Here is a 25,933-nt window from a genome sequence, read left to right on the forward strand (position 1 = left end):
TTACATCCTCCTGATTTGCTTCGATACCATCTGTGTCAAGCCTACAATCACCTTTTCAAAGACAATGCTCACCAAAACAATGACCACTGTCCAAGCAAACAAGTTTGGAATATCGAAATATGCTTTTGCTTGTTGCAAATGTTCACCCATAGAACCTTTTGGCATACCAATGACTTCTGCTGCAACACCTGCTTTCCAACAAAGTCCTGCTCCAATGGAAATGGCTGCTTGGAAATGTGGCATAATCTGTGGCAAAATCACATAGCGAATCTGTCTATTCTTTGGAATTTGGAACACTCGACTCATCTCCAACAATTCAAAATCCAAGGTACTAAGACCTGACAATATGTAGGTATAGACCACTGGCAACACCATCAAAAATGAAATGAGCACTGCCAAGTTTTTGGAAGAAAACCACACCAAAGACAATATGATGAAGGATGCCACCGGTACCGATTTGATGGTAGACATGAGGGGTGCCAACAATTCACGCACACGCAAATATCGATGTGCCAAAATTGCAAACACAACACCGCCTATGGTTGCCAAGAAGAAACCACTGGCAATTCTGAGCAATGAATAGCCAATGGAGTACCAAAAAGCAGATGTCACCACCAAAATGGATAGTTGTTTCAAGACAGCAAAAGGAGACACCAGAAAGATTTTGTTATCCAGTGCCAAATCGCCTATTTGCCAAACAATCAACCAAAATAGGACTGCCCATATGCGGATTTTGGATTTGTTTTTTTGCATAGTATACCTCAAATTACAAAATGGGCGCACACATAGGTACGCCCCTACAATCATGTTTTTGAAATCTACGGGCGACCACTGGTCGCCCCTACATGATGCCACCGAATGTTACTGGTAGATATTATTCGCCAATATAGTAGAAATCATCCGCTGGCAATGCACCACCAACGGATGCTGGGTTTTGTTCCATTAAAACTGCCAAGTAACCACCCAATTGATCCACCAAATCGTCACCTGTTACCCAAGTGATGTTACAAGCTGGAAGTGCGATTTCTGCCACTTGTTGTGTTACAATTTCGTATTTGCCAACCAGTTCTGCTGCACCCATAACGTCTTCTTTGGTGTACAAAACAGAATCGTTATAGTGATCCATGAACATCTCCAATGCTTCTGTGTTTTCTTCCACAAAGCCACGATTTGCAACCAATACACCTGTGATCAAAGCAGATTTATCTTCCACATCACCTTGCATTTCTTCCCAAGCGTCATTCAAGTCAATTGCAACACGCATATCTGGATTTTGCATTTTTGCTGTTGTCACAAATGGTTCTGGCAACATAGCAATTGCGCCTTCTGTTGCTGCAACTGCTGCCACACATTCTGCATGTTCGCTTTTCCATTCGATGGTCACGCTATCAGCCAAGTTATTTTCTGCCAAAATATGCATCAAAGCGTATTCAGGTGTTGCACCTTTGCCACTTGCATAGATGGTTTTGCCTTCCAAGTCTGCAATGCTTTCCAAAGCATCCCCATTTTCCACAAGATACAATACACCCAAAGTGTTGACACCCAAAACTTGGATTGCGCCTTCTGTGTTATTGTACAAAACAGATGCCATATTTGCTGGAAGTGCTGCGATATCTGCTTCACCTTTCACAAGCATTGCTGCTACTTCGTCTACTGCTGCAATGATAGAGAAATCGTAGTTATTGTCTGTAATTTCGCCAGAATCCACACCATACATAAAGGAAACCATACCCATTGCTGTTGGACCTTTCAGTGCCAAGATGCTCATATCCACAGGGTCTGCTGACACTTCCACTTCTTCTACAACCGCTTCCACAACTGTTTCTTCCACAGGTACTTCTGCTGTATTTGAGCCACAACCAGCCATAAACAAGCCCATTGCAACCATTGTTATCATCATCCAATTTCTTTTCATTTCTGTACCTCATTCTTTCTTTTGATTTCTTTTTCTTTGCTTTGTTTTGATTGATTCTTATTTAATATTGATTATACACTTTATTTCCCACATATGTCAAGAAAAATGCATGTTTTCAATATATGCAAAAAGAACCTTTTCTATTCTACTATAAAATCCCCAAATTTGCACCAAAAGGTTTTGAAACCAACATATACCACGCAAACAATGGCTTGTTTACAGTGTTTTTTTATGATATGATAGGGATATTAAAGTTCAGAAAATAAGGAGATTGTATATGGAACAAGAAAAAATAAGTGAACGCCTCAAACGCATCAACGAATTGGCACACAAAGCCAAAGCAGAAGGTTTGACAGAAGAAGAAACCATTGAACGTGACCAATTGCGCAAAGAATACTTGGCTGATTTTCGTGCCAAATTGCGTTCCACTGTGGAACAAATCACCATTGTGGAAGAAGATGGTAGCCACACACCTTTGAAACGAAAATAATAGGAATAAGAAAACCCTCCAGGAGTTGGAGGGTTTAGCGTGTCGAAAAAGTCGACACGCTAACCTGAAATCAGGATTTCAAGTTCTAAGCATAGGTGAAAAAGACGATTTCCTCGCACAAGTGCCTTTACAAAGCACCTAGAAATCGCTTTTTGTCCTCGACGAAATGCGATTTCGTCTGCGGATGAAAGTCTGCGACGCTAAAACCCAAAGAAAGTTCTTAGTTTTTTTGATAGTCTGAGCCCTCCAGGATTTGGAGGGGTTTTTTATGCTATCTGATTCAATTACCTATTGTAATTTGTGTTGTTGGCAATAGTGACGCAAATCCTTCATCCATAACAAATATTTTACCATTTGTATAGGATTCTGCACCATCTATTGTAAGGGTATTGTTGCCCAATTGGATATCTATAAAATCACCAATATAAGAAATTCTACCCGCTTCATCATACAAAGCAAATGACAATTGTATTGCATACATAAGATTTGCATCTTCTTCTAATTCCACAGTAAATTGTAGTTCATTGTCTACAATGGTTGCTTCTTCTATGAGCACCCCATCTGCATTGGTTGGAATTGCTTCTTCCAATAACAAAACAAAGCTTTCTGCATATGCCTCCATATTGTCATTTCCTGTGTATTTTGCCACAATGGTATTTGTACCAAGAACCAAATTTTCATTTCTGGTGTCTATTGCAAATAACAATGCTACACCACTTTCCACATCTTGTGCTTCTGTAATTTGGATATCTATACCATCTTTTTGAACAAACAAAGCCATTTGATTTTCTTCTATACTGCTCAATTCTGCCACTTCTCCAGTTGCTTCTGGTGTGATGGTCACAAAGACTGCTTCTCCATAATGGGCTGTTTTGTCTGCAACACCGACAAATTCTGTACCTGATTGTAGCACCGTAAATACTTTTTCAACAGATACACCATCCTTGGTATAAACCACATAGTAAGTACCTGCATTAGTAATTTTGAAAAGGGGATTCCCCCATACATCTGTGAAGGTTTGTGTCCATTCACTGGTGTTGAAATTACTCAAATCCAAAACAAATTCTGTGTCTGCAATGGTTACTATTATGTCAAATTCTGTTGCAATGGCAATCGCAGATGTGTCTATTGTAGAGCCTGTGTAGACATACTCTGGAATTTGAATCATTTCTTGGGTCAGTGTTACTAGTGTTAAGGTGAATTCAGTTGTTCCTATTAGTGTCAAACCCTCTGGAACTACCAATACATCACCTGTTTCGATATATAACTGGTTCTTTCCATAGCTCAAGCTGATTCCAACAGTTTCGTCACCAGAAATAGTGCCGCCTGTCATCATAATAGAACCTTTTCAATTTACAAATATACCTTCTCCCTCTTCTGCTTCGTTATCATAAATGGTTCCATCATACATAATCATTTCTCCAGATACATATGCAGCTCCACCTGCGTTTGTTACATTTTCTGAAATAATGCAATCATATACTGTAAAAACAGCAGATTCAGACACATACACACCACCGCCATAGCTTTTTGCAACATTATTTGAAACGACACCATCATGCATGTCAAATTTTTTATTACTACCATAACTGATAAATACACCGCCACCCATACTCATTGCGGTATTGTTCAAAATTTCTCCATCATGCATTATAAATGTATCTCCTACAGCTACACCACCTCCATATTCTGTATTATTTTCAGAAATAATACCATCATACAGTTCAAAGTAGGCTGCATATTCCACATTTACTCCACCGCCAAACACTTCTGCTTCATTATTTAAAATTTCTCCTCCATACATTATAAACGTATTTCCTGTAGATACGCCACCTCCATATTCCGCATTATTTTCAGAAATAACACCATCATACAATTCAAAATTGGCTGTATAGTGTACATTCACTCCACCACCAAATATTTCCGCCTCATTGTTATATATAAAGCCTCCATACATGAAATAATTGGAGTCCGTTTCCACACCACCACCATATGTTGCAAAATTACCAGTGATGCTTCCACCATACATATTAAAGTTGCCTTTTGCATAGACTCCACCACCACGTACTGCATTTCCACCTGTAATTTCCCCTTCGCCAGCTTCGTCATACAGATTCAAGGTTGCGCCACTTGCAATTGTTATGACAGAAGTGGTTCCAGTCCCTGTGATGGTATAGCCATTTAGGTTCAAATTGACTGTACCACTGATTGTGATATCTCCTGTGTAATCTTTCTTCAAATAGTAGCTTCCGTTGCTCAAGGTTCCACTGGTCAAAGCTGTCCAATTGCTAATTGCAGATACAGACTGTTCACTCGATTCTGCATCCACATCTTCTGCACCCAATGCAGTTATTGGAACTAGAGAAAGCACCATAGACAATACCATCACACCAGATATCATCTTATGTATTTTCTTTTTGATTTGTTTCATAAATTCCACTCCTTTGTTGATGCAATTATGAAAAAAGGCAGAGTTTCCTCCGCCTTATCCACTCAAATTTCTATTACTTACAGAAAAATCTGCAATAAATCACACAATGGGCTACCTGCATCTGCACTATCCATAAAGAATACTTTGCATTGATATTCTTCTGATGTGCTCAAATCATCATTTTCATAAACAAAGCTACTGGTTGTGCTATTGCTTGCTATGATTTTTTCGATGATACCCACCAATTGGTTCTTGGAATTGTAAACACCCAAAATTGCATAGGTTTCTACTGGCATAGCAGTGTGTTCTGCTGTAACAGATATTTTATCTCCAACTTTTTGAGCAGTTCCTCCAGTTGCAACAAAAGTAATTTCTTCCAATTTAACTTCTACGCCTTCTGTAGTGTTGCCACGTTCAGGTGTTGCATATTTCCCCAACAATTCACCTGAAAGAATGATTTCGTATTCATATGGTACTTCTACATACACATCTTCCAAAGCATATCCTGTTGCAAACACTGCTGATCCACCTGCAACATACCAATTGACAGTATATCCTCCATCCAACACATTTCCTTCATCATCCTTTACAATGATTTCATATGTTGTTTGTTCCCCTGTCAAATATACATATGGAATATCATATGATTTTGCATGGTCATCAATATTGCTAGCAGAATAGCAATAGATAGTGCATTCAGGTGTATCATTAAATGGATTATTTTGTGTTATCACTTTATCTTTTGTTAGTACAATTACACTTCTCAAAGCAGTACAAGAATTGAACACCCTGCTATTCAGATAGATTACACCTTCTGCTGGTATCAATACACTTTCCAATGCAATACAATTTGCAAATGCACTATCTCCAATATATGTTACATTTTCTGGTATCACAATGTGTTCCAATGCATAACAATATGCAAAGACCCAAGTAGATATTTCTTCTAATTTTTCTGGTAACATAATATCTTTCAAAGTGGTACACATATAAAAAGCATATTGCCCAATGCTAGTGATGCCATCTACCATTGCAACAGATGTAAGTGCTTTATCATAGTAAAAAGCATATTCTCCAATGGATGTCATGCTATCTGCCATTGCAACAGATGTAAGTGACCCACATTCAGCAAAAGCATATTTGCCAATGGATTCCACACCATCTGGAAGTACCACAGATTTCAAACTATCACAACCATAGAATGTATAATTTGGCAAAGTTTCGATTCCAGCAAATTCCAAACCATAGCCACCACCAATGGGTCCTATTGTTTCAAATCCACAACCCCTAAACATATATGTACTTTCAAAATCACTCATACTTGTTGGAATTGTCAAAGATGCCAACTCTGTACAGCCATCAAATGCATAGTTGCCAATAGATTCCAAACCATCTGGAAGTGTGATATGTTCCATCTCTGAACAATCATAAAATGCATAATTGCCAATGGAAGTGATTCCATCTGGTAATACAACGCTTTCTAGATAATAACAATCATAAAATGCATTGTCTGGTATTGCTTCTGTCCAGCCAAATTCATAACCATAGCCACCACCGATTGGACCTGCTGTTTCAAATGCAGTATAGTAAAATGCCTCTGTTCCAATTGTTGTAACACTTGCTGGTATGGTGATTTTTTCCAAACTATTGCAACTCAGTGCCATTCTAAATCCAAGACTTGTGACTCCATCTGGTATTACAATGCTTTCCAATTCATCTATACAATAAAATGCACAATCTGGTATGCTTTCAGTCCAGCCAAATTCATAGTCATAGCCACCGCCAATGGGACCTGCTGTTTGCAATGGAGAATCACAAAATACATTATAATTAAGTGTTGTAACGCTTGCCGGCACCACCACGTGTGTCAATGCGTCACAATAGCGAAACGCATAAACCCCTATGCTTGTAACGCCATCTTGAATTTCAATACTCTCTAATGTTCTGCATGAATTAAAGGCATATGCACCAATTGCCACAACAGGCATTTCTTCAATAACACTTGGAAGTATGATTTTTCCACCATCACCAGTGTATCCTGTAATGGTAACTTCACCATTGCTGCTTGTGTATGTATACATAGATGTATCCAATTCTGGTCTATCATTCAATGTAACCACAGCAATATTGCTTGCTTCCACCACCATTGTGCTACGAGATGGTTCCATATACAGTGCACTCAGATCATCTGAAAGCACAATTTCATACTCATATGTTTTTTCTAAATCTATATCATTGAGTACAAATCCTGTAAAAATAATGTCTTCTCCACCTGCTTCGTACCAATTGACCGTAACACCTGAAGTGATGGATGCGCCACTGCTATTGGTTACTTGCACTTCGTAATAGGTATACACTGCATCCATATACACACATGGAAAATTATATGTTTGGGCATATGTTGCTGCATAGCTACCTTCATTGCAATAAATGGTACAATTTGGACTGTATGTAAGTATTCCACTGCCTATATATGTTACGCTATCTGGAACCACAAGTTTCAGCATCGTACTAGTAGCGAATGTACTTGTTAATCTGGTAAGCCCGCTGGGAAGTGTTACGCTTTCTAATGAAGAGCAATATGTAAACGCATAGGTAGGAATACTGGTTGTCCAACCAAACTCATAATCATAGCCACCACCGATTGGTCCTGCTGTTTTCAACTTATCACCAGAAAATGTATGTTGATTTACAGTTGTAATGGTTCCTGGTAACACAAGTTTGGTCAAAGCAAGCCCATAAAATGCATAGGAAGGTATTTTAGTTGTCCAACCAAATTCATAATCATAGCCACCACCAATGGGTCCTGCTGTATACAATTTTGCTCCCGAAAATGCAGAGGAACCTATAGAGGTCACATTTTCTGGCACAGTAACCTTTTCCAATTCTGTACAGCTGCCAAATGCACCAGAACCAATGGTTGTCAAATTATCTGGCAATACCACTTTTTCAAGGGAAGTACAGGAAGAAAATGCATTTGAGCCAATAGATTTTACACCTTCTGGAAAGTCTATAGCTTTCAGAGAACTACATCCATAAAACGCTGAACTTTCAATAGAAGTGATTCCATCTGGCAATTCCACACTTTCCAACTCACTACAACCAGAGAATGCATATGATGGTATACTATCTGTCCAACCAAATTCATATCCATAGCCACCACCAATGGGTCCCGCTGTTTCAACACCACAGCCTAAAAATGCATAGTTATTGATTTTTGTAATGCTTGCTGGAATTGTAATATTTTTCAATGAACTACATTTGAATGCATATGCTGGTATGCTATCTGTCCAACCAAATTGGTACCCATAATTACCGCCAATTGGTCCCGCTGTTTCAAATGCACAGCTTGTAAATGATGAATTTTTGATGGATGTAACACTGGAGGGTATTACAATTTTTTTCAATGATGTACAATTATAAAAAGCACTTGCAGAAATTGTAGTCATTCCATCTGGAAGCACAACGCTTTCCAAGTTGCTTGAACCATAAAACGCATAGGTTGGTATGCTATCTGTCCAGCCAAATTCAAAGTCATAGCCACCACCAATGGGTCCTGCCGTTGCAAACAAACAACCAGTAAATGATACATTAAGCGTTGTAACGCTTGCTGGAACTGTAATATTTTTCAATAATGCACAGTCTTTAAAAGCATAGCCAGAAATTGTAGTCACACCTTCTGGTATTTCCACGCTTGTAATGGTGGTGTTGTTAGCAAATGCAGAAGTTCCAATTGTCACAACAGACATACCACCGATTGTACTTGGAATAATCACAGAACTGTCTGAACCAGTGTATCCTGTGATGGTAACTTTGCTACTGCTTACAGTATAGGTATAGTCACCCTCTGTATATGTTGTTGCAAACAATTCTGCCAACTCTTCTTCCAACAACTCTTCTTCCAATAATTCCTCTTCTAGCAATTCTTCTTCTTCCAAAACAACTTCTTCTTCCAATTCTGGTTCCACTGTTGATGCACCACCACCGGATTCTTGTTGTGTTGTTTCTTCTATTGTTTCATCTTCTTCTACTTCTGTTTCTTCTTCCACTTCTGTTTCAGATTTTTCTTCTGTTTCAGATTTTTCTTCTGTTTCAGTGTCTACTTCTGTTTCAGTTTCTACTTCTGTTTCAGTTTCTACTTCTGTTTCAGTGTCTACTTCTGTTTCAGTGTCTACTTCTGTTTCAGTGTCTACTTCTACTTCAGTTTCTTCTATTTCATCTATTTCTGGTTCTTCCACTGTTGTTTCTACAGTTCCTTCCAATGATTCCCCTTCTGTTGTAACTGATATTTCTTCAGTTGCCAATACAGTTGATGGAACCATAGAAAAAAGCAATGTCATAACCAAAAAATAGGTGATTGCCTGTTTGATTGTTTTTTTGTCTCTTTTTTTCATTGTTTCGCCCCTTTTTTCTTATTTCGCCCTTGTTCATTTCAAAAAAAGGCGGAGTTTCCTCCGCCTCATCACGGGTGCACACACAGGTACACCCCTACAACATCATATTTTGTTATGATAGGTGCATTTCCATGCTACCCAAGAATTTTATTGCAATTCCATGAAGTTCATCAAAGCATTTGCAACTGCACCACGAAGTGCTTCTGCTGTTGGATTGAGTGTATCATCTTCGCCGATGATGCCTTTATCCACTGCCCAAAGCATTGCAATTTGTGCATAGCTTGTGATTTGATCTGCATCTGCATAATCAGAAAGATTTGCACCTGCACTGATGGTCATATCCATGCCCAAGAAGCTTGCATATCTATAAAGGAATGCTGCAAATTGTTCATTTGTGATTGCTGTATTTGGAGCAAATTCTGTTGCACTGACACCAGCTACAACGCCTGCATCTTTCGCCCAAAGAACTGCATCATAGTAGTATTGGTCTACTGCAACGTCACCAAAGAGCATTTCTGCATCTACTGGTTCACTACCATTGATACGATACAAGATTGCTGCAATCATAGCACGTGTGATGGAGTAATCTGCACCAAATTCTTCACTGGTGATACCTGCCATGATACCATTTTCGTAAACATAAGCAACGCCTTCATAGCAATCATCATCTTCGTCTACGTCTGCAAATGGAATTTCTGCTACATCTGCATCATCATCGTCTTCATCTTCGTCTACATCTACATCTTCATCGTCTTCATCATCATCGTCGTCAGAAGAAGAACTGGATCCGCCACTGCTGGAGCTAGAAGAACTTGTTTTTGTAAATACAACTTCCAAAGTTTGAACTGTTGCAATGATATTTTCAAATTCGTATTCATCACAAACGCCAACGCTTACGCCATTTACGATAACATCAGAGATTTCGTAACCGGAATCTGCATCAAATTCAAATTCTACATCAGAGCCTTTTGTTACTTCGTACATATGGTCAGCGCCACCATCAGGATCTACTGTACCATTGCCTGTTACAGTTACTTTGATGTAATAGGAAGAAGTTGTTGAGGATTTTTTCTTAACAGTCAAAGTACCATTTTCATATACGATATCGTAGTTAGCGGATGCCACTGCACCTGAACCCACATAAATTGTATATGTTCCAACTGTATCCATATCAGGTGTACAAGTTGCTGTGGATGGTTGTGTTGTCAAATCTTCACCAGTAACCAAACCTTTTACGGTTGTGGTGTATTCTGGTTCATCTCCACCTACTGTTACAGTTTTGTCGTCTGCTGTGATTGTGATGGTTGCTTTTGTAATGGTTACACCCATCTCTGCTGATTTCACTGCATATTCGCCTTCATCATCTGGTGTAAAGGTTACAGTATATGTACCAGTCACAACATTTTTGATTTCATCTAATGTATCCAATGTCCATGTACCAGCAACTGGATTGCCTGCGTATGTTGCTGTACCGTCGATATCTGCATCTGTGATTGCAACGCCATCATATTCTTTGGAAATAGATTTCACTACCAATTCAGGTGCATATTTATCCAAAACTGTGATGGTTACTTCAAGTTCAAAGTCATTGTAGTTATTGGATTCTACTTTGAGTGTAATGGTTGCTGTTTCACCAACCAAATCCACATCATCTACAAGTTCAAATACCAATGCTGCTCCATCAATTTCATACGATTTCAAAATATCTTTGGCATCACTTACGCTATCGATTTCAATATCGGAACCTTTCAAATCATCCCATGCAGTCAAATCTACACTGCCTTCGTTGCCATATTTAGCAGAACCACTGATTTCTTTTGTGCCATCATAGTCAATTGGGTCAATATCGAATGTTTTTTCAATTTCGCCTTTGAAGTAGCCAATACCTGTGATGGTTACAGTTGCTGTACCTGCATCTGTATGGTCATCGTATTCCACTTCATAGTCTACATCTTTTGTCAATTCACCAAATTGAGCATCTGTAACTGTAAGTCCATCTTGTGTGATTGCAGAACCTGTGTAATCTTTATCTTCAATACCATCTACATCTGCACTACTCAAATCTTTTTCTTCCAAATCCACTGTGATTACAGCAATTTTGTTGCTTGCATTCAAGTTATTGCCACCACCATAGTAAACATCAATTTGGTTTTCACCAATTTCAAGTGTTTTGCTTGTGATTGGATAATCAATGGAAGCTGTGCCACCTGCTGCATCAATTGTATCTTCACCCAATTTGGTATCTTCATAGTAGAATGCCACTGTATCATCGCCTGCAACTATGTTCAAAAGGCTTGCTGCATCTGCTACTACCACTGGATCTACATCCACACTCAAAGTGATGGTTTCACCATAAGTTGCAGAGATTTCAGAAGTATCTACAGCTGGATCAACTGGGTCTGGTGTTGGTGTGATTTCACTACCAGCTTTGTTGATTGTAAATGTAATTTTGTCATTGATTGTATCATGGTTTGGTGCTGTAATTTGATACTCAATTTCATATGTGTCAGCTGCTGTATAGCTTGTTGCGTCACCATTTGGATAACTTACACGGATTACTTGACCATTTACAGTTGTTGCACTTGGTTCTGTAATGGAAATTTCAGAGCCTGTGTATGTTGCAGATTGTGTTTTGCTTGTAGTATCTGTCATTGCTGCATTTGCAATGGATACTGTAGCAGATTTTGCCACTGCATCTACATAATCGCCATTTGTAGAATTGAAGACGATTGTATAAGTTTGGTCGCCTGCATCTGGAATATCAGTTGCATTTTGCAATGTATATGTACCTGCAATTGTATCATCGCCAACTTTTGCAACCCAATTAGTTGTGTCAAATGTAACGATTTCTGCCCATGTGTCACCATATGTTGCTGTTGCTTCATTTACCACAACATTTTGGAAGTCAATATCTACAACTTTGATTGTGATTTCTTTAGTGATTGGACCACCATCATATTCTGTTGCTTTCAATGTAAATTCATATGGCTCTGCTTCTTTTGTTACAGTTACTTCCACACCGTCAAAGGAAATACCTGTAGGCAATGTTTCAACAGCACTCAATTGAATTGTTTCGATCATTGAAGAACCATATTGATCCAACGCTTGTGCACTGTAGCTTACTACAGAATCGTCACCAGTTGGAATTGCAATGGTGTCGGATTCAACTGCTGTACCATTTTTCAAAATTTCAATGGAAGTCAATACAGAATCTGCACGTTTTACAGTGATGGTTTTTGAATCTGATACACCATCAATTGTTGCAGTTACTGTGAAGGTTCTTCCTGTTGTATTCAAAATTGTTTCTGCTGCTTCTTTGGTTACAGTCACAGTTGCACTGCTTGTTGTTATTGGATCGGTACTCATTACTTCCAATTCTTCAATAACAATACCACCAAAGTCATTACCATCAACTGCTGTAATGCTCCATGCAACATCTGGATTTGTGATATCTGTACCAAATTGGTCTTCTACAGATACTACAAATGCATTTAAAACACTGTTTCCAGTATCGTTTGCTGGAATGATGAAGTCAGCTGTTGTAACAGTTGCCCAGTTGATTGCTGTTGCAACGGATGCTGTTCTGGAAACTTCCAAATCTGCTGTGTAAGTACCTGCTTTAATAGTATATTTGCCTGCTACTGCTTTTTCAGCTACAGTAATCAAACCAGCGTTTACAGATACACTACCATTATCAGGTTCTACAGACCATGTTGCAGAAGCTGTGATATCTGTTACACTACTATCAAATGCGTATGCTTGTACTGTTTGTGAAGTTACACCATCTACAGTGACTGCGGATTTTGCCAATGTGATACCTTCTTGTACTACATTGAAGGAAACAGAGGATTCAAAATCAACATCAGCAATTTGAATATTATCTCCTGTTTTCAACTGGTTTACTGTTGTACTACCTAAACCTGCTGCTTCAAAATCACTAACAAATGAAATTGTTTCTTCACCAATAACCCCATTTTCTAATACAACGAAATTCAATGTTCCTATATTTATTGTTTCTCCTTCTAGAACTGTAACTACATAAGTTCCACTACCACCTGTTACAGTCAATACATTATCTATTGCACTATTGTCTACACTCCATCTTGCAAATCCCAAATTACTGTTATAAGTAAATGGGTCATCAAAGCCATAGCTTTGTTGGATGCCTAGTTTTTCACTATCATAGTTGAAATAAAACTCAATTCCGCCTATGGTAGTTTCTTCTTCAGCTGTAAAATTAACATCTATACTTACAGCTTCTCCAGCACTATAGTTTGTTTTTGTATCACTCAATTCCAATGAAACACCGCTTGCTTCAGTTGCAAAAGCTTGCACTGGCAACAAACCAAATACCATGGTCAATGCCATCAGCCATGTAATTACTTTTCTTCTGAATATCATTTGTACTCCTCCTTAAAATTAAAATGCATCTATTTTGCGAACAATATATCTCATGATTTGCAACGCATCTCCAATGTCGATATTTTCGCTTGATGTATCTACATTTGCTGCTAAGCGTTCTGTTTCTGTCAATTCTACTTTTCTTACAATGCTCATCATAACTTGTAATGCGTCTCCGATGTCGATATTTCCATCTACAAGAACATCACCCAATGTATATCCTGCTTCTTCCCAAGATGCCACTACAGTAAAGCTACCAGCTTTTGCATATTCAGAATCTGTAGAAGAAACATAGATGGAATAGGTGTCTGCTGTTGCAATGGAATCTGGATAAATGGTAAATTCTGTAGTGCTACTGCCAGTCACTTGGTCAATGTAACGCAAGTTGCTTTCTGTAGGCACTGTATCTTCACCTTGTAACAAGAATACCATATATTGCTGTGCACTATCCCCTGTAAAGGACAAGTTCATTTTTGCAACTTCATCATACACTGTATATGTAGATGCTCCTACAATACCAGAATATGCAGTTGCAGTTGTGTCATCAGCTTCCAACATAGTAACGGAATAGCCACTTGTCATAGACACACCAGCCACACCATTGTTATGGGTATCCCCTTCTGCTGCAAGCGCCACCTGTGGCAATGCCAATACTGCACACAATGCCAAAGCAATCGCCCTTGTTTTTCTTTGCATATTATACCCCCTCACTCATTTCATGATATCCACGTAACATCACTGCAATTTGTCCACGTGTTGCCCCTTGTTTTGGTGCCAAAACAGTGCCCACTGCTGTGTAATCTGTACCACACCAAACTTCTGCATAAATTGCCCAATATACTGCTTCTTTCATTGCATTTGCAACGGTGTCTTCGTCTTCAAATGCAGAATCATAAATTGCAGCGAACATGGTTTCTGCTCCTGAAACGGAACCATTCATGCGATATAGAATAGATGCCATTTGTTCTCTTGTAATGAAATCATCTGGTCCAAAACAGCCATTTCCATAGCCACTGATGACCTTTGATGTTTCTGCCCAAGAAATCGCATCTTCGTAGTATTTCCCTTCTACCACATCAGTGAAGGTTGCTTGTTGCTCTGGTTCTGGACTGCCTGCATTACGCCACAAAATGGTGATGAGTTGTCCTCTTGTTACGGTATCATCTGGTCCATAGAGGTCATTTCCATATCCATACACCAAACCAAGATTTGCCGCTTCGGTGATGGCTTCTTTTGCCCAATGTCCCACAATGTCTGTAAACAAAGCATCTTCTAGTATTGTTTCATCTTCTTCTGTTGTTTCTACAATTTCTTCTTCTGTATCATCAGAAGAACCACCTGAAGAACCTCCTGAAGAGGAACTTTCTGTTGTACCAGTATAGCCTTTGGAACCAGTATCCAAGGTTAGGGATATTTTATTGCCATCTAAATCTGCAAATAATACATCACTCAAAGTGAAATCGTAATTTCCTTCTGCCAGAACTGTAAATTCCAATTCTGCCACAGTACCATTTGCACTGGTTGTAGTGGTGGTTGCACCTGAAACAATGGCGCCTGCTGCTGCATCTGGATTGACTGCACTCATCATACCATCCATTACACTACCTGTTGTAATCTCCACACAATCCAAAACAGTTTCATCAAAACCAACTGTGAATTGTATTGCATTGACGCCTGTATTTCCTGATACTTCAGCTGTTACTGTGAAATTTTCACCTACAGCAGTTGTATCTGGATAAGAAAGGGTCAATTTTGCAGTTTCTGCTGCATATACCACCCCTTGGCACAAAATCAAGGAGGATGCAATTGCTAGAGAAACTATTTTTTTCATTTTTTTCAATCAAACACCCCCCAAATTATATTGTACCGTTTCTGCCAATGGTGTCATAACACCTGAACCATCTACCATGAATAGTTTTACTTCGTCTGCTGTTCCTGCATAATCAACAGACACTTCTATTTGTGCAATACCATTGTCATCAAAGGAAGTTGCGTAATCCGTTTCTGACAATTTCACTGTTCGCATTTTTCCATTTTCATAAAGTACCATCATCAATTGGATTGTTTCCAATTCGGTACCATCACCTGCACTTGCAACATCCAATGTGAGTGCTACACTTGTTTGATTTGCTGTTGTTGTAATTTCTTCTTGAGCAATATATGGGCTTTGCAATTGCAATCCACCAGAAACCAAGCTACCACTACGAATATCTACAATATTCACTGTTTCCAAGTCATCATCCAACAAACTGACTTCACTTAGGGTAATGGCTTCACCCAAAGCAGAATCTTCCACCTTAAATTCCAGTAAAAGTAAGGTTTTGGAGGATACATCTGGTGCTGTGCCTGCCCAGTTGAATTTCAATGTTCCAGCTGTTTCTGTATTGATGGTAGAAATGGCTGTATTGGTGTATTCTGTTGTGGAGTGGCTTTCTAGCGTACATCCTTCTGGATAGTCCAAAACAAATTCGCCACCCAAGATTTCGCCTCTACCTTCCAATACAATGCCCACCGTTGCCAGTTTGGTTTCTGCATCCACCTGACCGCCAACCACCCAAATTTTAGGGCTTGCATCTGTTGCTGTACCAATGGCGATTGTGCCATTTGTTGCAATACTGCCAACTGCTTTGCCTTCTGTATCATACAATCTTAAGTTTTCCACATTGACATACGCTTCGCCAGTTGCATCTTCTTTCACATAGAAGGTGATGGAACACATGGTTCCACGTTCTTGGATGGGTTCACTGCCAGCCCAAGTGACTTTGATGTTTCCATCTGATGTGGTATTGCTTGCCAAAGCATATCCATTCAATAAAGTGCTGGAAACCACTGTTCCTGCTGTCAATTTATCTGTATCATAGGATACTTCAAAACCACCACCAGCAACATCCAAATCGCCTTCCAAGACAAATTCCATTCTGACTGCCTGACCAGCAACTGCTTCTTGTGATTCCACTTTGATTCCTGCATATTGCACTGCCAAAGTACCATCTTGTGTGATGATATCCACAGTTTCCACATCCATATTATACATACGTACTTCTTGCAAAGTAACTGCTGTATCCCCTAGGGTTGCTGTACTTTTTGCTTGTAGTGTCAATGTACAAATGGGTGCATCTCCTGAAAGTGTTGCGCTACCTGCAAAAGAAATACGAATGGTATCTGTTTGGTATTTGGTGTTGATTGTCACCGCACATCCAGATAACAAATCCCCTGCTTCTGCTGCAATCAATGTGAAATTGTCTGTATCGTATACAATTTCAAAGTTACCACCGCAAATTTCTTCTGGATTGTCCAAATAGATATTCACAATTGTTTCTGCACCTTGTGCTGCGCCACTTTCTTCCACACGCAACACTGGTGTTGTATCTGCCATAGCCAAAATCGGCATACATAAATTGAAACTTAGGATTAAGGCTATGAAAACTGCTATTTTTCGTTTCCAATGTCTCATATAATAGCCCCCTTAGTTTTCTACTGGGAAACTATTGATCAAACCGGAATTGTAACGCAAAATCAAAATCGCATCTGCTGCATCAATGTAATTATCATCATTGACATCTGCAGTTTCTTGTTGTGTTGCTGTCAAAGTACGCAAACCTACATTTGCTTGTAAAACAATCAATGCATCTGCAACATCCACATTACCATCGTTGTTCACATCACCATAATCTGCATTTAAGGATACTTGCACTGTGATGGTATCTGTAAAGCTACCGTCTGTTGAGGTTGCTGTCAAAACTGCTGTACCCAAACCAATTGCTGTGACTTCCCCTGTTCTGGAAACAGAAACAACTGCTGTGTTGTTACTGCTCCATGTAACGGTTTGGTCTGTTGCATCGGTTGGTGTTGTGACAACGCTTAAGGTTGTACTTCCATACAATCCCAAGGAAAGGGTATCGCCAAGTTCTGCATTGCCATCTGAAATGGAAATGGATTCCACTCTGGTACGTTCTGGTTGTACAGAAACATAACAACTTGCTGTAAAGCCATTTTCTTCTGTTTTTACCGTAATGGTTACATAACCAGCAGAAACTGGTGTCACCCAACCATTTTGGTCTACAGTTGCAATGCTTTCATTTTCGCTAGACCAAGAAACATTGGTATTGTCTGCATAGCTTGGATATACGCTTGCAACCAATTGTGTTCCTGCTTCACCCATATAAATTGTGGTTGCATTCAAGTCCAAAGAAACACTTTTCACTGGATAAGATTCATTTGGAACATTGATCCAATAGCTTGCAGAGAATTGTTCTGCCAAATTCACATCTGTTGTGGTTGCTGTTACATAAGCAGTACCACTGCCCACTGCATATACCTTACCTTCTGTTGTGACACTCAAAATAGTAGGATCGCTGACAGACCAAAGTACATCTTGTTCTGTTGCATTGTCAGGTACAACACTTGCAAGCATTTCGATACCACTGCTCAATGCCAATATTTTAGGATTGGCTTCGCTATTGTCTGTATCTGGTTGTGGTATATCTGGTGTTAAAGTAATGCCTGTCACCAAAATAGGCTCTACTACTGTGATAGTGGTATGTGTTTGGAATCCGCCATCTGCTGTTGTAACGGTGATTGTGGTACTTCCTTCTTTGATTGCTGTTACAACACCATCTGAGTCCACTGTTGCAACACTTGGATTGCTACTTTCCCAAGTTACATTTTGGTTGGTTGCATAACTTGGATTGAGATTTGCATAGAGTGTGTAGGTTTTGTTTTCAAAGATGGTCACCTCTCCATTGTCGATGGAAACACCTTTTACATCCTCATCATCTCTGGTGATGGTGTATTTCATGTAGCGTTCATCATCCACAACATTGCTACTGGTACTACTGTTCAATCGTAAATAATAAGTTCCATCTTTTGTAATGGGTGCTGTCCATGTAAAAGTTCCTGTACTTGCAGAAATCGTCTTACTTCCATAGCTAGTAGTGGATACACTTCCCTCTTCAATATAATACAAATATGCAGAATATGACTTTGTATTTGGACCAAATGTAAACACATAAGAATCGCCTACTGTTACATCTTCCAAAGCAATGTAATCGTAATCGTTGGTTGCTGGCAAAGTGAAATACATTGGTGTTTGCACTACGAGTTCTGTTGCTGTGTCTCGTGAATTGTTGTTTTCATGAGCATCTGGTGCGATAAATTTACAAGTCAATGTTGCATTTTCTGAAAAGATATAATAATTATAATCTTGTATTTTAATATAATACGTACCTGTATCTGAAAGCATATATCTTTGTGTAGAAGTCCCTGCATAATAGTTATCATATGTTAGATAGTCTGCACTATCTCCATCCATCATAAAATCGTTACCAGAATAAATATGACTCCAAATCACACCACCTGTAGGCACAAAATGTGTCAATTCTATGGTTTGATTTGGCTCTGTGGTCTCAATTTTAAAATAATCTACATCATTCCAAGCTGGAATGGTATAGGAAGTGGTAACCCCTTCATTGATGGTTGTGGCTGTTGTCCATGTATTGTTTCGTTCATGGGCATCTGGTTCAATTATGGTATAGGTCAAGGTTGCTTCCTCTGAAAAGACATAATAATTATAATCTTGTATTTTAACATAATAGGAACCTGCATCTGCACACATATATTTCTGCGTAGACGTCCCTGCATAATATTTATCATATGTTAGATAGTCTGCACTATCTCCATCGTCTATAAAATCTTCACCAGAATAGATATGACTATAAATCACACCACCATATGGCACATAATGTGTCAACTCTATGGTTTGATTGGGCTCTGTGGTCACAATTTCAAAATAATCCACATCATTATATGCTGGAATGGTGTAGGATACCGCAACGCCTTCATGGATGGTTGCAGCTGTTTTCCATGTATTGTTGTTTTCTTGGGCATCTGGCTCAATCAAATTATAGGTAACAGTTCCATAATCAGTAAAAATACCACTATTTCTAACATTTAGTTTCAAATAATATGTTCCTGCATCTGAAAACATATAGCGGAAATCTTCATCTGTTCCTGCATACATATATTCATAATTCAAATTAGATGCTGAGGTACCACTGGTATTGAGATCTGTTCCTGCATACAAATAAGCAGTAGCCAGACCACCTGATGGAATATAAATTTCAAATTCCACTGACTGATTTGCTTCTTCTACATTAAGCACAAACCAATCCACATCTTCTGCATAAGGAAGATTGTATTGTTGTGCAACACCCTCTGTAATAGGAGTTGCTGTCAACCATGTGTCATTGGGTTCGCCACCATCGTCATAGTTGTTGGATTCAATGCAAAGGGTCAATGTATTTTCCACTGGAGTGGTTGTATAAGGAATGACTCTAATGTAATACCCACCAATATCTGAACAAGTTACACTATTGGAATGGGTGATATTTACATTGGTTTTATAAGCCAAACTGCTGGTGTTATATCCAGTTTCTGTAGCGCTGTACACATAATATGAAATTTTGTTGGAATAGTCTGTGTCAAATCCTTTGATGGAAATGTTCATAACTGTATTTACTGTGTCGGTTTCAAAATAGAACCAGTCCACATCATTTTTACCATTGAGGTTGAATTCCATATTGTAGCTTTCTGGTAATTTTGTTGCGGCATCATAGGTATCATTGAGTTCGTTCTCATCACCATCTACAATTTCATAACGAATCTTAAGTGCCTTTGTAATGGATTCCAGATCATCATCTGCTTCTACTTTAATATAGTAATCTCCTGGTGTATTGGCTTTGTATGTATAGGTACTATCTGCACTAAAATCGCCAATATCCCATAGCACTGTTGTGCCATCAGATGAATACAATGTTACATCAATGTCATCCACTGTATAGTCGAAATTGCTGAATACCATCTTGAAACCTTCACCGGATACTGCGGTTGTAATCTTGAACCAATCCACATCATTATACCCATTGAGGGAATAATAGGTGTTTACATTTTGGGTCAATTCTGTTGCAGTATCATAGGAGTTGTTGTATTCATTGCTATCATTATTATCATATGCAGTGTAAGACACTGTAGCTGGAGTAGATGCTGTATTTGCGCTATTATATGGACGCAACATAAAGTAATACATTCCACCTTCAGAGAATTGCACACGATATGTGGTATCTGAAGAAAAACTTGCCCATGTTTTATAGTTGCTACCGGAAGGGTCTGCAGATGCCAAAGTTGTACCATCGTAAATGTAGCAATACATATATTTTACATCTTCAAAGGACAATTCCAAAACTGGCTCATCTGCATCCACATTGACAGCAAACCAAACTTGATCCGCTGTAAAGCTTGAACTGTAGCTACTCAATGTAAAGCTGCCTACAATTCCTTCTGATAATACTGGTGCACTTTTCCATTGCACATAGTCACCGAATACACTATCTGCTTCTGCAATCTCAAATAGTTCTTCTTCAGTTACTTCTTCAACTGGTTCTTCTACTGTAGCTTCTTCTACTGGTTCTTCTATTGTAGGTTCTTCTACCGTTGGTTCTTCCACTGTAGGTTCTTCTACTGTAGCGTCTTCTTCGGTTGGTTCTTCTATTGTAGGTTCTTCTACTGTAGGTTCTTCTACTGTAGGTTCTTCTACTGTAGGTTCTTCTTCGGTTGCTTCTTCAGCTGGTTCTTCTACTGTAGCTTCTTCTTCAATTGCTTCTTCAGTAGGCGCTTCCACTGCTGGCACTTCTATAGTAGATTCTTCCACTACAGGCGCTTCCACTGCTGTGATTTCTGTTCCATCTGTTGCCAATGCTGTCATGGGAATTACATTTGATATCATGGTCAAGCATAATAAAAATGTCATTGCCGATTTCAATGTTCTTTTCATTTATATCCCCCTTATCATTTTGCCCATAATCCACTATTGAGTTATGGATTTTCAACCTCTATTCCACGCTATGGAAATTTTTTCAAAGCCCCCTTTAAAAAAATGAATTATTGTGCTTGTGTTGGTATATGGCTACAATTCAACCCAAATATACTACATTTAATCCCTTGTATTTTACTAGGTTTTGGCGAATTCTACCCCAATTTGTATACAATTGAATATTTTTTATATATTTTTCTATTTTTTCTTCTTATTGATATTGATTTCCATTTATTCCATCTTTTCGTTGTAATTTACACAAAACTTCTTCTCTTATACCATTTTATACAATTCACAAAAAAAGACACCTAGATGCATCATCCAAGTGTCTTATATTGCTTATTTTGTTATTACGCTATTTTCAACTCCAATGCAGACAAAATTGGTTTATAGTATTTGTCCATTGCAAAGACTTTGCCTGTTGTGTAGTCAGTTGTGTCAATTGCAAGGGTATTGATACCTGCTGTGATTTTAGATACAGCGGTTGCAAATACCAATTTGTTTTCATTATAAGGTACAAAGAAGATTTGTACATCTTTCATATCTACTGATTCGTCTTCCAATTCCAATGTGAAGTAAAGGGTGTTGTCTTTGATGGAAACTTCACTCAAGCTGATGGTATCGCCTTCTGTACTGACAGTGCCTGTGTAGGTATCATCTGGTTCAGGCTCGGTAACAGCCCCACCATTAACCGCAGACACGTCTAATGTATAGTTAACAATTTCCACGTCGCATTCATACTCTCCAGTAACTGTGGAATCTACAGTACGAACAAAATAATCCTTTGAAGTTGTACCTTCAAATTGGAAGTCTGTCCATTCCTCATTTTTGAAATAATAAATACCAGATGCACCTACTATATTACAGCTGGTACTATCATCTGAAAGCTGTGTAATTACAAAAGTTGTGCCCGCTTCCACACCACCAACAGCATAAATACCAGTTGATTCATCATATGTAATAGCAACAGTACCACCATCTGCCAGTGTCACTTCTGCATCAATAGGGAAGTCTTTGGTGAATGCCTCATCAAAAGTTGCTGTTTCAGCATATACATCTGGATCTCCACCTATAGACTCCAAAGCAGAGCTCTCTGCAAAATGAAAACGCACATTGGTGTATGTTGTTTCCTTAGAGTGTCCATCTGCCCAAAAACAAATTCCAATTTTATTGTCACCTTCATATTGATACATTTCCCACGGTTCATAATCTGTATATGTCACGCCATTGTCTTCTGAATATGCTACAATGATGTCATAATCTTCTCCATCACAATTAACAAAGTCAACAGCACACTCCATTTCTATGATGCCATCATATTCTCCTTTATACATAATCAAATCACCAAATTGAACATATCCTGTAGAATCTTCCGCATAGGCAACAGGTACTATCATTTGCAGTATCATCACCAATGTCAATAAGATAGACCACATTTTCTTCTTTTTCATAATATCCCCCTTTTCCACTTCAGTATACAATATTTTCATTTTACACTGCATATATAGTCATTTTTCACTTTATAAAAAATAATTCAAGGTGTTTTACTATAGTTTTTTGTATTCATTTCACTCGAATCCCCTGTGTTTTCCTATGATTTATTTCAATAAGCAAGTTTTGTATATATTGTGTATACTCCATTTTATTTCCTCTCAAATTCCTACTTTATCACTAGATTTTTTCATTTCACCCATAGTTCATTCACATATATTCATGTATACTCATTTCAATTTTACAAAACGATTCCACACAAAAAAGACACCAAGAAAATTCCTCGGTGTCTACATTTATACTAAATTAGGTAGAAACTCTTTTTATGCAAAACAATATAACATATTCTGCAACAGTATTACCACAAGCCTTTATAAATCACCAACAAATCTTCTTTTGTCAATTCTTTCATTGTATTTTGAGGGCTACCACTTTTCATTGCATCTTCTACCATTTTTTCCACAACTGCAAAGAATTCTTCTTTTTGGATTCCATATTCTGCCAAGGTTGGAATTTCCAAGATTTTACAAAGTTTAACCAATTCTGCCAAGAATGCTTCTGCTGCCACTTGGTCTGAATCTTCTGTATTTGCAGCACCAATCAAACGTCCAATGGTGCCAAATCGTTCATAAGTACCTTCCAAAACATAGCGCATACAAGATTCCAAAAGTATTGCATTGGACAAACCATGAGCAACATGGAACAATGCACCAATGGGTCTACTCATGCCATGTACCACTGTTACAGATGCATTGTTGAAGGCAATACCCGCTTCCAAAGATGCCAATGACATTTGCTCTCTTGCTTCCATATCAGAACCATTTTTGTAGGCAATTGGCAGATATTTGAAGATTCTTTTGATGGCTGCCAATGCGAATGTATCAGAAAGGGGTTGTGCTTTTCTGGAGGTGTAGGCTTCCACTGCATGTGCCAAAGCATCAATACCAGTTGCAGCTGTTGTTTTTGGCGGTGCTGTCAATGTGAATTGTGGGTCTACAATTGCCAAAGTTGGAATCAAAACCTTACCTTTCAGGAGCATTTTCACATTATTGATTGGGTCTGTGATGATGGTGAATTGTGTTGCTTCTGATCCTGTGCCTGCTGTGGTTGGAATTGCAACTGTTGGTGGTATTGGATTTGGGAACTCAATGCCCATATAGCTGGTCAATTCTCCTTCATTTGTCACCAATGCACCAATGGCTTTCATTGCATCCAATGGACTGCCACCACCCATTGCAATGAGGAAATCGCAATTTTCTTTTTTGTATTTTGCAACACCCTCCACAATCATAACATCTGTTGGTTCTCCAACGATTTCATTGTAAATGGCATAGGCAATGCCTGCTTCTTTGAGTACATTTTCCAAAATAGCAATGGTACCCAATTTGGTCATCACTTTGCCACACACAATCAATGCTTTGGTGCCTAACTTTTGCATTGCTGGAACTGCTTCTGTCAGTGCACCCACTCCAGTAATCATTTGACTTGGTACTGTAAATTCTCTAGCCATCTATTTTTCCTCCTAGGTAATATCGTATCGATTTTTTTCAGATATTCTAATTAATGTAGGGAATGCATTGTATGCATTTCGTTCTCAGTACGCATACAATGCGTACCCTACAAGATTCCATTGCAAAATGGATTGATGTGGGTATCAACCCCTACAAGATACAAAGGTTTTTCATCTTGAATTGGAACTATTTTATATCATATATAGTATCAAAAGCATTACACATGTAATCATTTTCTTATCCCTTTGCAATCATTTCACCGTATTGTTTCTTTGTTTCTTCTATAAAATTCTTGACCATATCTGGTGTTGGCAAATCAGAACTGGAGTTGCTTCTCACCATCATGGAAGCTGCTGCTGAACCAAATTCCAAGCAATCTATCATATCCCAATTGTGATATAAGCCATACAGGAAGCCAGCACCATATCCATCTCCACCGCCAAAACCTTTTCTTGCTTTTACAGGAAATGGTTTGATGCTATAGTGTTCGCCATCAGCTGTATAGGCTGTGGAACCTTTCATACCATGTTTGATGACAACGATTTTTGCGTTTTCGTTGAACCAAGCAGTTGCACTTTCCACATCTGTTCTATTTTCTTGAATGAGTTTTTCTGTCAGGTCAAATTCTTCTCTGGAACCCATGATGATATCTGCTTCCTTTGCAACCATTGCATAGTAAATGGAGATTTCATCTGCACTTTTCCAATTATATCCACGATAGTCAATATCAAATATGATTTTGGTGTTGTTTTTGCGTGCCAACATGACAGCTTTTATTGCTGCTTCACGTGAAGGACTTGCTGCCAATGCTGTACCAGAAATCAAAATTGCCTTTGCAGACTGGATATATCCCTCATCAATATCTTCTGTAGAAAGTTGCAAATCTGCAATACAATTGCGATACATTAAGATACTACTTTCCTTTTCAGACAACATTTCTGTGAAGGTCAGACCTAGTTTTTCACCATTGGTGCATTTTGTAATATGACTGGTATCAATGCCTTCTTTGTTGAATACATTCACCACAAAACGTCCAAATGCATCATCAGACACCTTTGCAAAGAATCCAGCTTTCAAGCCATTTCTGGTGACACCAATTGCGATATTTGCAGGAGAACCACCCACATATTTCTTGAAATTTGTAACACCTTCCAAATTGCCAAACTCCTCGTCTTCAGATGGGTTGAAATCAATTGCAATCCTACCCAACAAAATCAAATCCAAAGGTCTATTCTCATCAAATTCTATATATTTCATATATTTCCTCCTTATGATTCCAAATATCTGTATTTAGGCAATGCTGCATAACCCTAATTGCAAAATTTGAGAGTAGATTTTTCCGTCATGGTTATCAAAAAACGGAGTCGATATCGGAAATATCGTCGAGTATTTTTGGTGATTCTGACGAAAAAATAAACCACAAAGGTTGTGAT

At 38.6% G+C, this 25,933-nt stretch carries 14 protein-coding genes; 1 reads left to right on the top strand and 13 read right to left on the bottom strand.

The genetic code is table 11. The annotated features are described in order from the left end of the window. Complete coding sequence (locus MJY40_RS14420) at positions 1-753, bottom strand: ABC transporter permease (protein ID WP_317854876.1); 753 nt, start codon at positions 751-753, stop codon at positions 1-3. 121 nt (positions 754-874) lie between these two features. Next, on the bottom strand, positions 875-1,915 hold the full coding sequence (locus MJY40_RS14425) for an ABC transporter substrate-binding protein (RefSeq protein ID WP_317854877.1): 1,041 nt from the start codon (positions 1,913-1,915) through the stop codon (positions 875-877). A 277-nt stretch (positions 1,916-2,192) separates the two neighbouring features. On the opposite strand from MJY40_RS14425, the gene MJY40_RS14430 reads away from it, so the two are divergent. After that, entirely contained in the window at positions 2,193-2,405 is a 213-nt protein-coding gene (locus MJY40_RS14430) for a DUF896 domain-containing protein (protein WP_317854878.1), read from the top strand. A gap of 280 nt (positions 2,406-2,685) precedes the next feature. Here MJY40_RS14430 and MJY40_RS14435 read toward each other — a convergent pair whose 3' ends face one another. The 11 genes from MJY40_RS14435 to iolC form a co-directional block, all read right to left on the bottom strand. After that, positions 2,686-3,741, bottom strand: a complete 1,056-nt coding sequence (locus MJY40_RS14435) for a hypothetical protein (protein WP_317854879.1) — start codon at positions 3,739-3,741, stop codon at positions 2,686-2,688. 12 nt (positions 3,742-3,753) lie between these two features. Beyond that, positions 3,754-4,836, bottom strand: a complete 1,083-nt coding sequence (locus tag MJY40_RS14440; RefSeq protein ID WP_317854880.1) for a hypothetical protein — start codon at positions 4,834-4,836, stop codon at positions 3,754-3,756. 77 nt (positions 4,837-4,913) lie between these two features. Further along, positions 4,914-9,230 carry a leucine-rich repeat domain-containing protein gene (locus tag MJY40_RS14445; RefSeq protein ID WP_317854881.1) on the bottom strand — a complete coding sequence of 1,439 codons (4,317 nt, stop codon included), beginning with the start codon at positions 9,228-9,230 and terminating at the stop codon, positions 4,914-4,916. Positions 9,231-9,377: 147 nt separating this feature from the next. Beyond that, positions 9,378-13,631 carry an S-layer homology domain-containing protein gene (locus MJY40_RS14450; RefSeq protein ID WP_317854882.1) on the bottom strand — a complete coding sequence of 1,418 codons (4,254 nt, stop codon included), beginning with the start codon at positions 13,629-13,631 and terminating at the stop codon, positions 9,378-9,380. An 18-nt stretch (positions 13,632-13,649) separates the two neighbouring features. Then, entirely contained in the window at positions 13,650-14,327 is a 678-nt protein-coding gene (locus tag MJY40_RS14455) for a hypothetical protein (RefSeq protein WP_317854883.1), read from the bottom strand. A gap of 1 nt (position 14,328) precedes the next feature. After that, positions 14,329-15,462 (bottom strand): S-layer homology domain-containing protein, encoded by a 1,134-nt coding sequence (locus tag MJY40_RS14460; RefSeq protein ID WP_317856464.1) that lies wholly within the window; start codon positions 15,460-15,462, stop codon positions 14,329-14,331. A 9-nt stretch (positions 15,463-15,471) separates the two neighbouring features. After that, the gene (locus tag MJY40_RS14465) at positions 15,472-17,085 is read right to left on the bottom strand and encodes a cohesin domain-containing protein (RefSeq protein ID WP_317854884.1); all 1,614 of its coding nucleotides are present in this window, start codon (positions 17,083-17,085) and stop codon (positions 15,472-15,474) included. A gap of 12 nt (positions 17,086-17,097) precedes the next feature. Next, positions 17,098-21,459 (bottom strand): Ig-like domain-containing protein, encoded by a 4,362-nt coding sequence (locus tag MJY40_RS14470; RefSeq protein ID WP_317854885.1) that lies wholly within the window; start codon positions 21,457-21,459, stop codon positions 17,098-17,100. A 389-nt stretch (positions 21,460-21,848) separates the two neighbouring features. Continuing rightward, entirely contained in the window at positions 21,849-22,949 is a 1,101-nt protein-coding gene (locus MJY40_RS14475) for a hypothetical protein (RefSeq protein WP_317854886.1), read from the bottom strand. 398 nt (positions 22,950-23,347) lie between these two features. Further along, positions 23,348-24,499: an iron-containing alcohol dehydrogenase gene (locus MJY40_RS14480; RefSeq protein WP_317854887.1), complete on the bottom strand. Its 1,152-nt coding sequence runs from the start codon at positions 24,497-24,499 to the stop codon at positions 23,348-23,350. 238 nt (positions 24,500-24,737) lie between these two features. Further along, the gene (iolC, locus tag MJY40_RS14485) at positions 24,738-25,757 is read right to left on the bottom strand and encodes a 5-dehydro-2-deoxygluconokinase (RefSeq protein ID WP_317854888.1); all 1,020 of its coding nucleotides are present in this window, start codon (positions 25,755-25,757) and stop codon (positions 24,738-24,740) included. Between the last annotated feature and the right edge of the window lie 176 nt (positions 25,758-25,933).

Origin of the sequence: Chakrabartyella piscis (assembly GCA_030067835.1) — a bacterium.
GTDB classification, from domain to species: Bacteria; Bacillota; Clostridia; order Lachnospirales; family Anaerotignaceae; genus Chakrabartyella; species Chakrabartyella piscis.

What these genes read in the sequence shown, in the direction of transcription:
- iolC (WP_317854888.1), bottom strand. Translation starts at nt 25,757, where the DNA reads ATGAAATATATAGAATTTGATGAGAATAGACCTTTGGATTTGATTTTG.
- MJY40_RS14450 (WP_317854882.1), bottom strand. Translation starts at nt 13,631, where the DNA reads ATGATATTCAGAAGAAAAGTAATTACATGGCTGATGGCATTGACCATG.
- MJY40_RS14460 (WP_317856464.1), bottom strand. Translation starts at nt 15,462, where the DNA reads ATGAAAAAAATAGTTTCTCTAGCAATTGCATCCTCCTTGATTTTGTGC.
- MJY40_RS14470 (WP_317854885.1), bottom strand. Translation starts at nt 21,459, where the DNA reads ATGAAAAGAACATTGAAATCGGCAATGACATTTTTATTATGCTTGACC.
- MJY40_RS14445 (WP_317854881.1), bottom strand. Translation starts at nt 9,230, where the DNA reads ATGAAAAAAAGAGACAAAAAAACAATCAAACAGGCAATCACCTATTTT.
- MJY40_RS14420 (WP_317854876.1), bottom strand. Translation starts at nt 753, where the DNA reads ATGCAAAAAAACAAATCCAAAATCCGCATATGGGCAGTCCTATTTTGG.
- MJY40_RS14425 (WP_317854877.1), bottom strand. Translation starts at nt 1,915, where the DNA reads ATGAAAAGAAATTGGATGATGATAACAATGGTTGCAATGGGCTTGTTT.
- MJY40_RS14475 (WP_317854886.1), bottom strand. Translation starts at nt 22,949, where the DNA reads ATGAAAAAGAAGAAAATGTGGTCTATCTTATTGACATTGGTGATGATA.
- MJY40_RS14430 (WP_317854878.1), top strand. Translation starts at nt 2,193, where the DNA reads ATGGAACAAGAAAAAATAAGTGAACGCCTCAAACGCATCAACGAATTG.
- MJY40_RS14480 (WP_317854887.1), bottom strand. Translation starts at nt 24,499, where the DNA reads ATGGCTAGAGAATTTACAGTACCAAGTCAAATGATTACTGGAGTGGGT.
- MJY40_RS14455 (WP_317854883.1), bottom strand. Translation starts at nt 14,327, where the DNA reads ATGCAAAGAAAAACAAGGGCGATTGCTTTGGCATTGTGTGCAGTATTG.
- MJY40_RS14465 (WP_317854884.1), bottom strand. Translation starts at nt 17,085, where the DNA reads ATGAGACATTGGAAACGAAAAATAGCAGTTTTCATAGCCTTAATCCTA.
- MJY40_RS14440 (WP_317854880.1), bottom strand. Translation starts at nt 4,836, where the DNA reads ATGAAACAAATCAAAAAGAAAATACATAAGATGATATCTGGTGTGATG.
- MJY40_RS14435 (WP_317854879.1), bottom strand. Translation starts at nt 3,741, where the DNA reads ATGATGACAGGCGGCACTATTTCTGGTGACGAAACTGTTGGAATCAGC.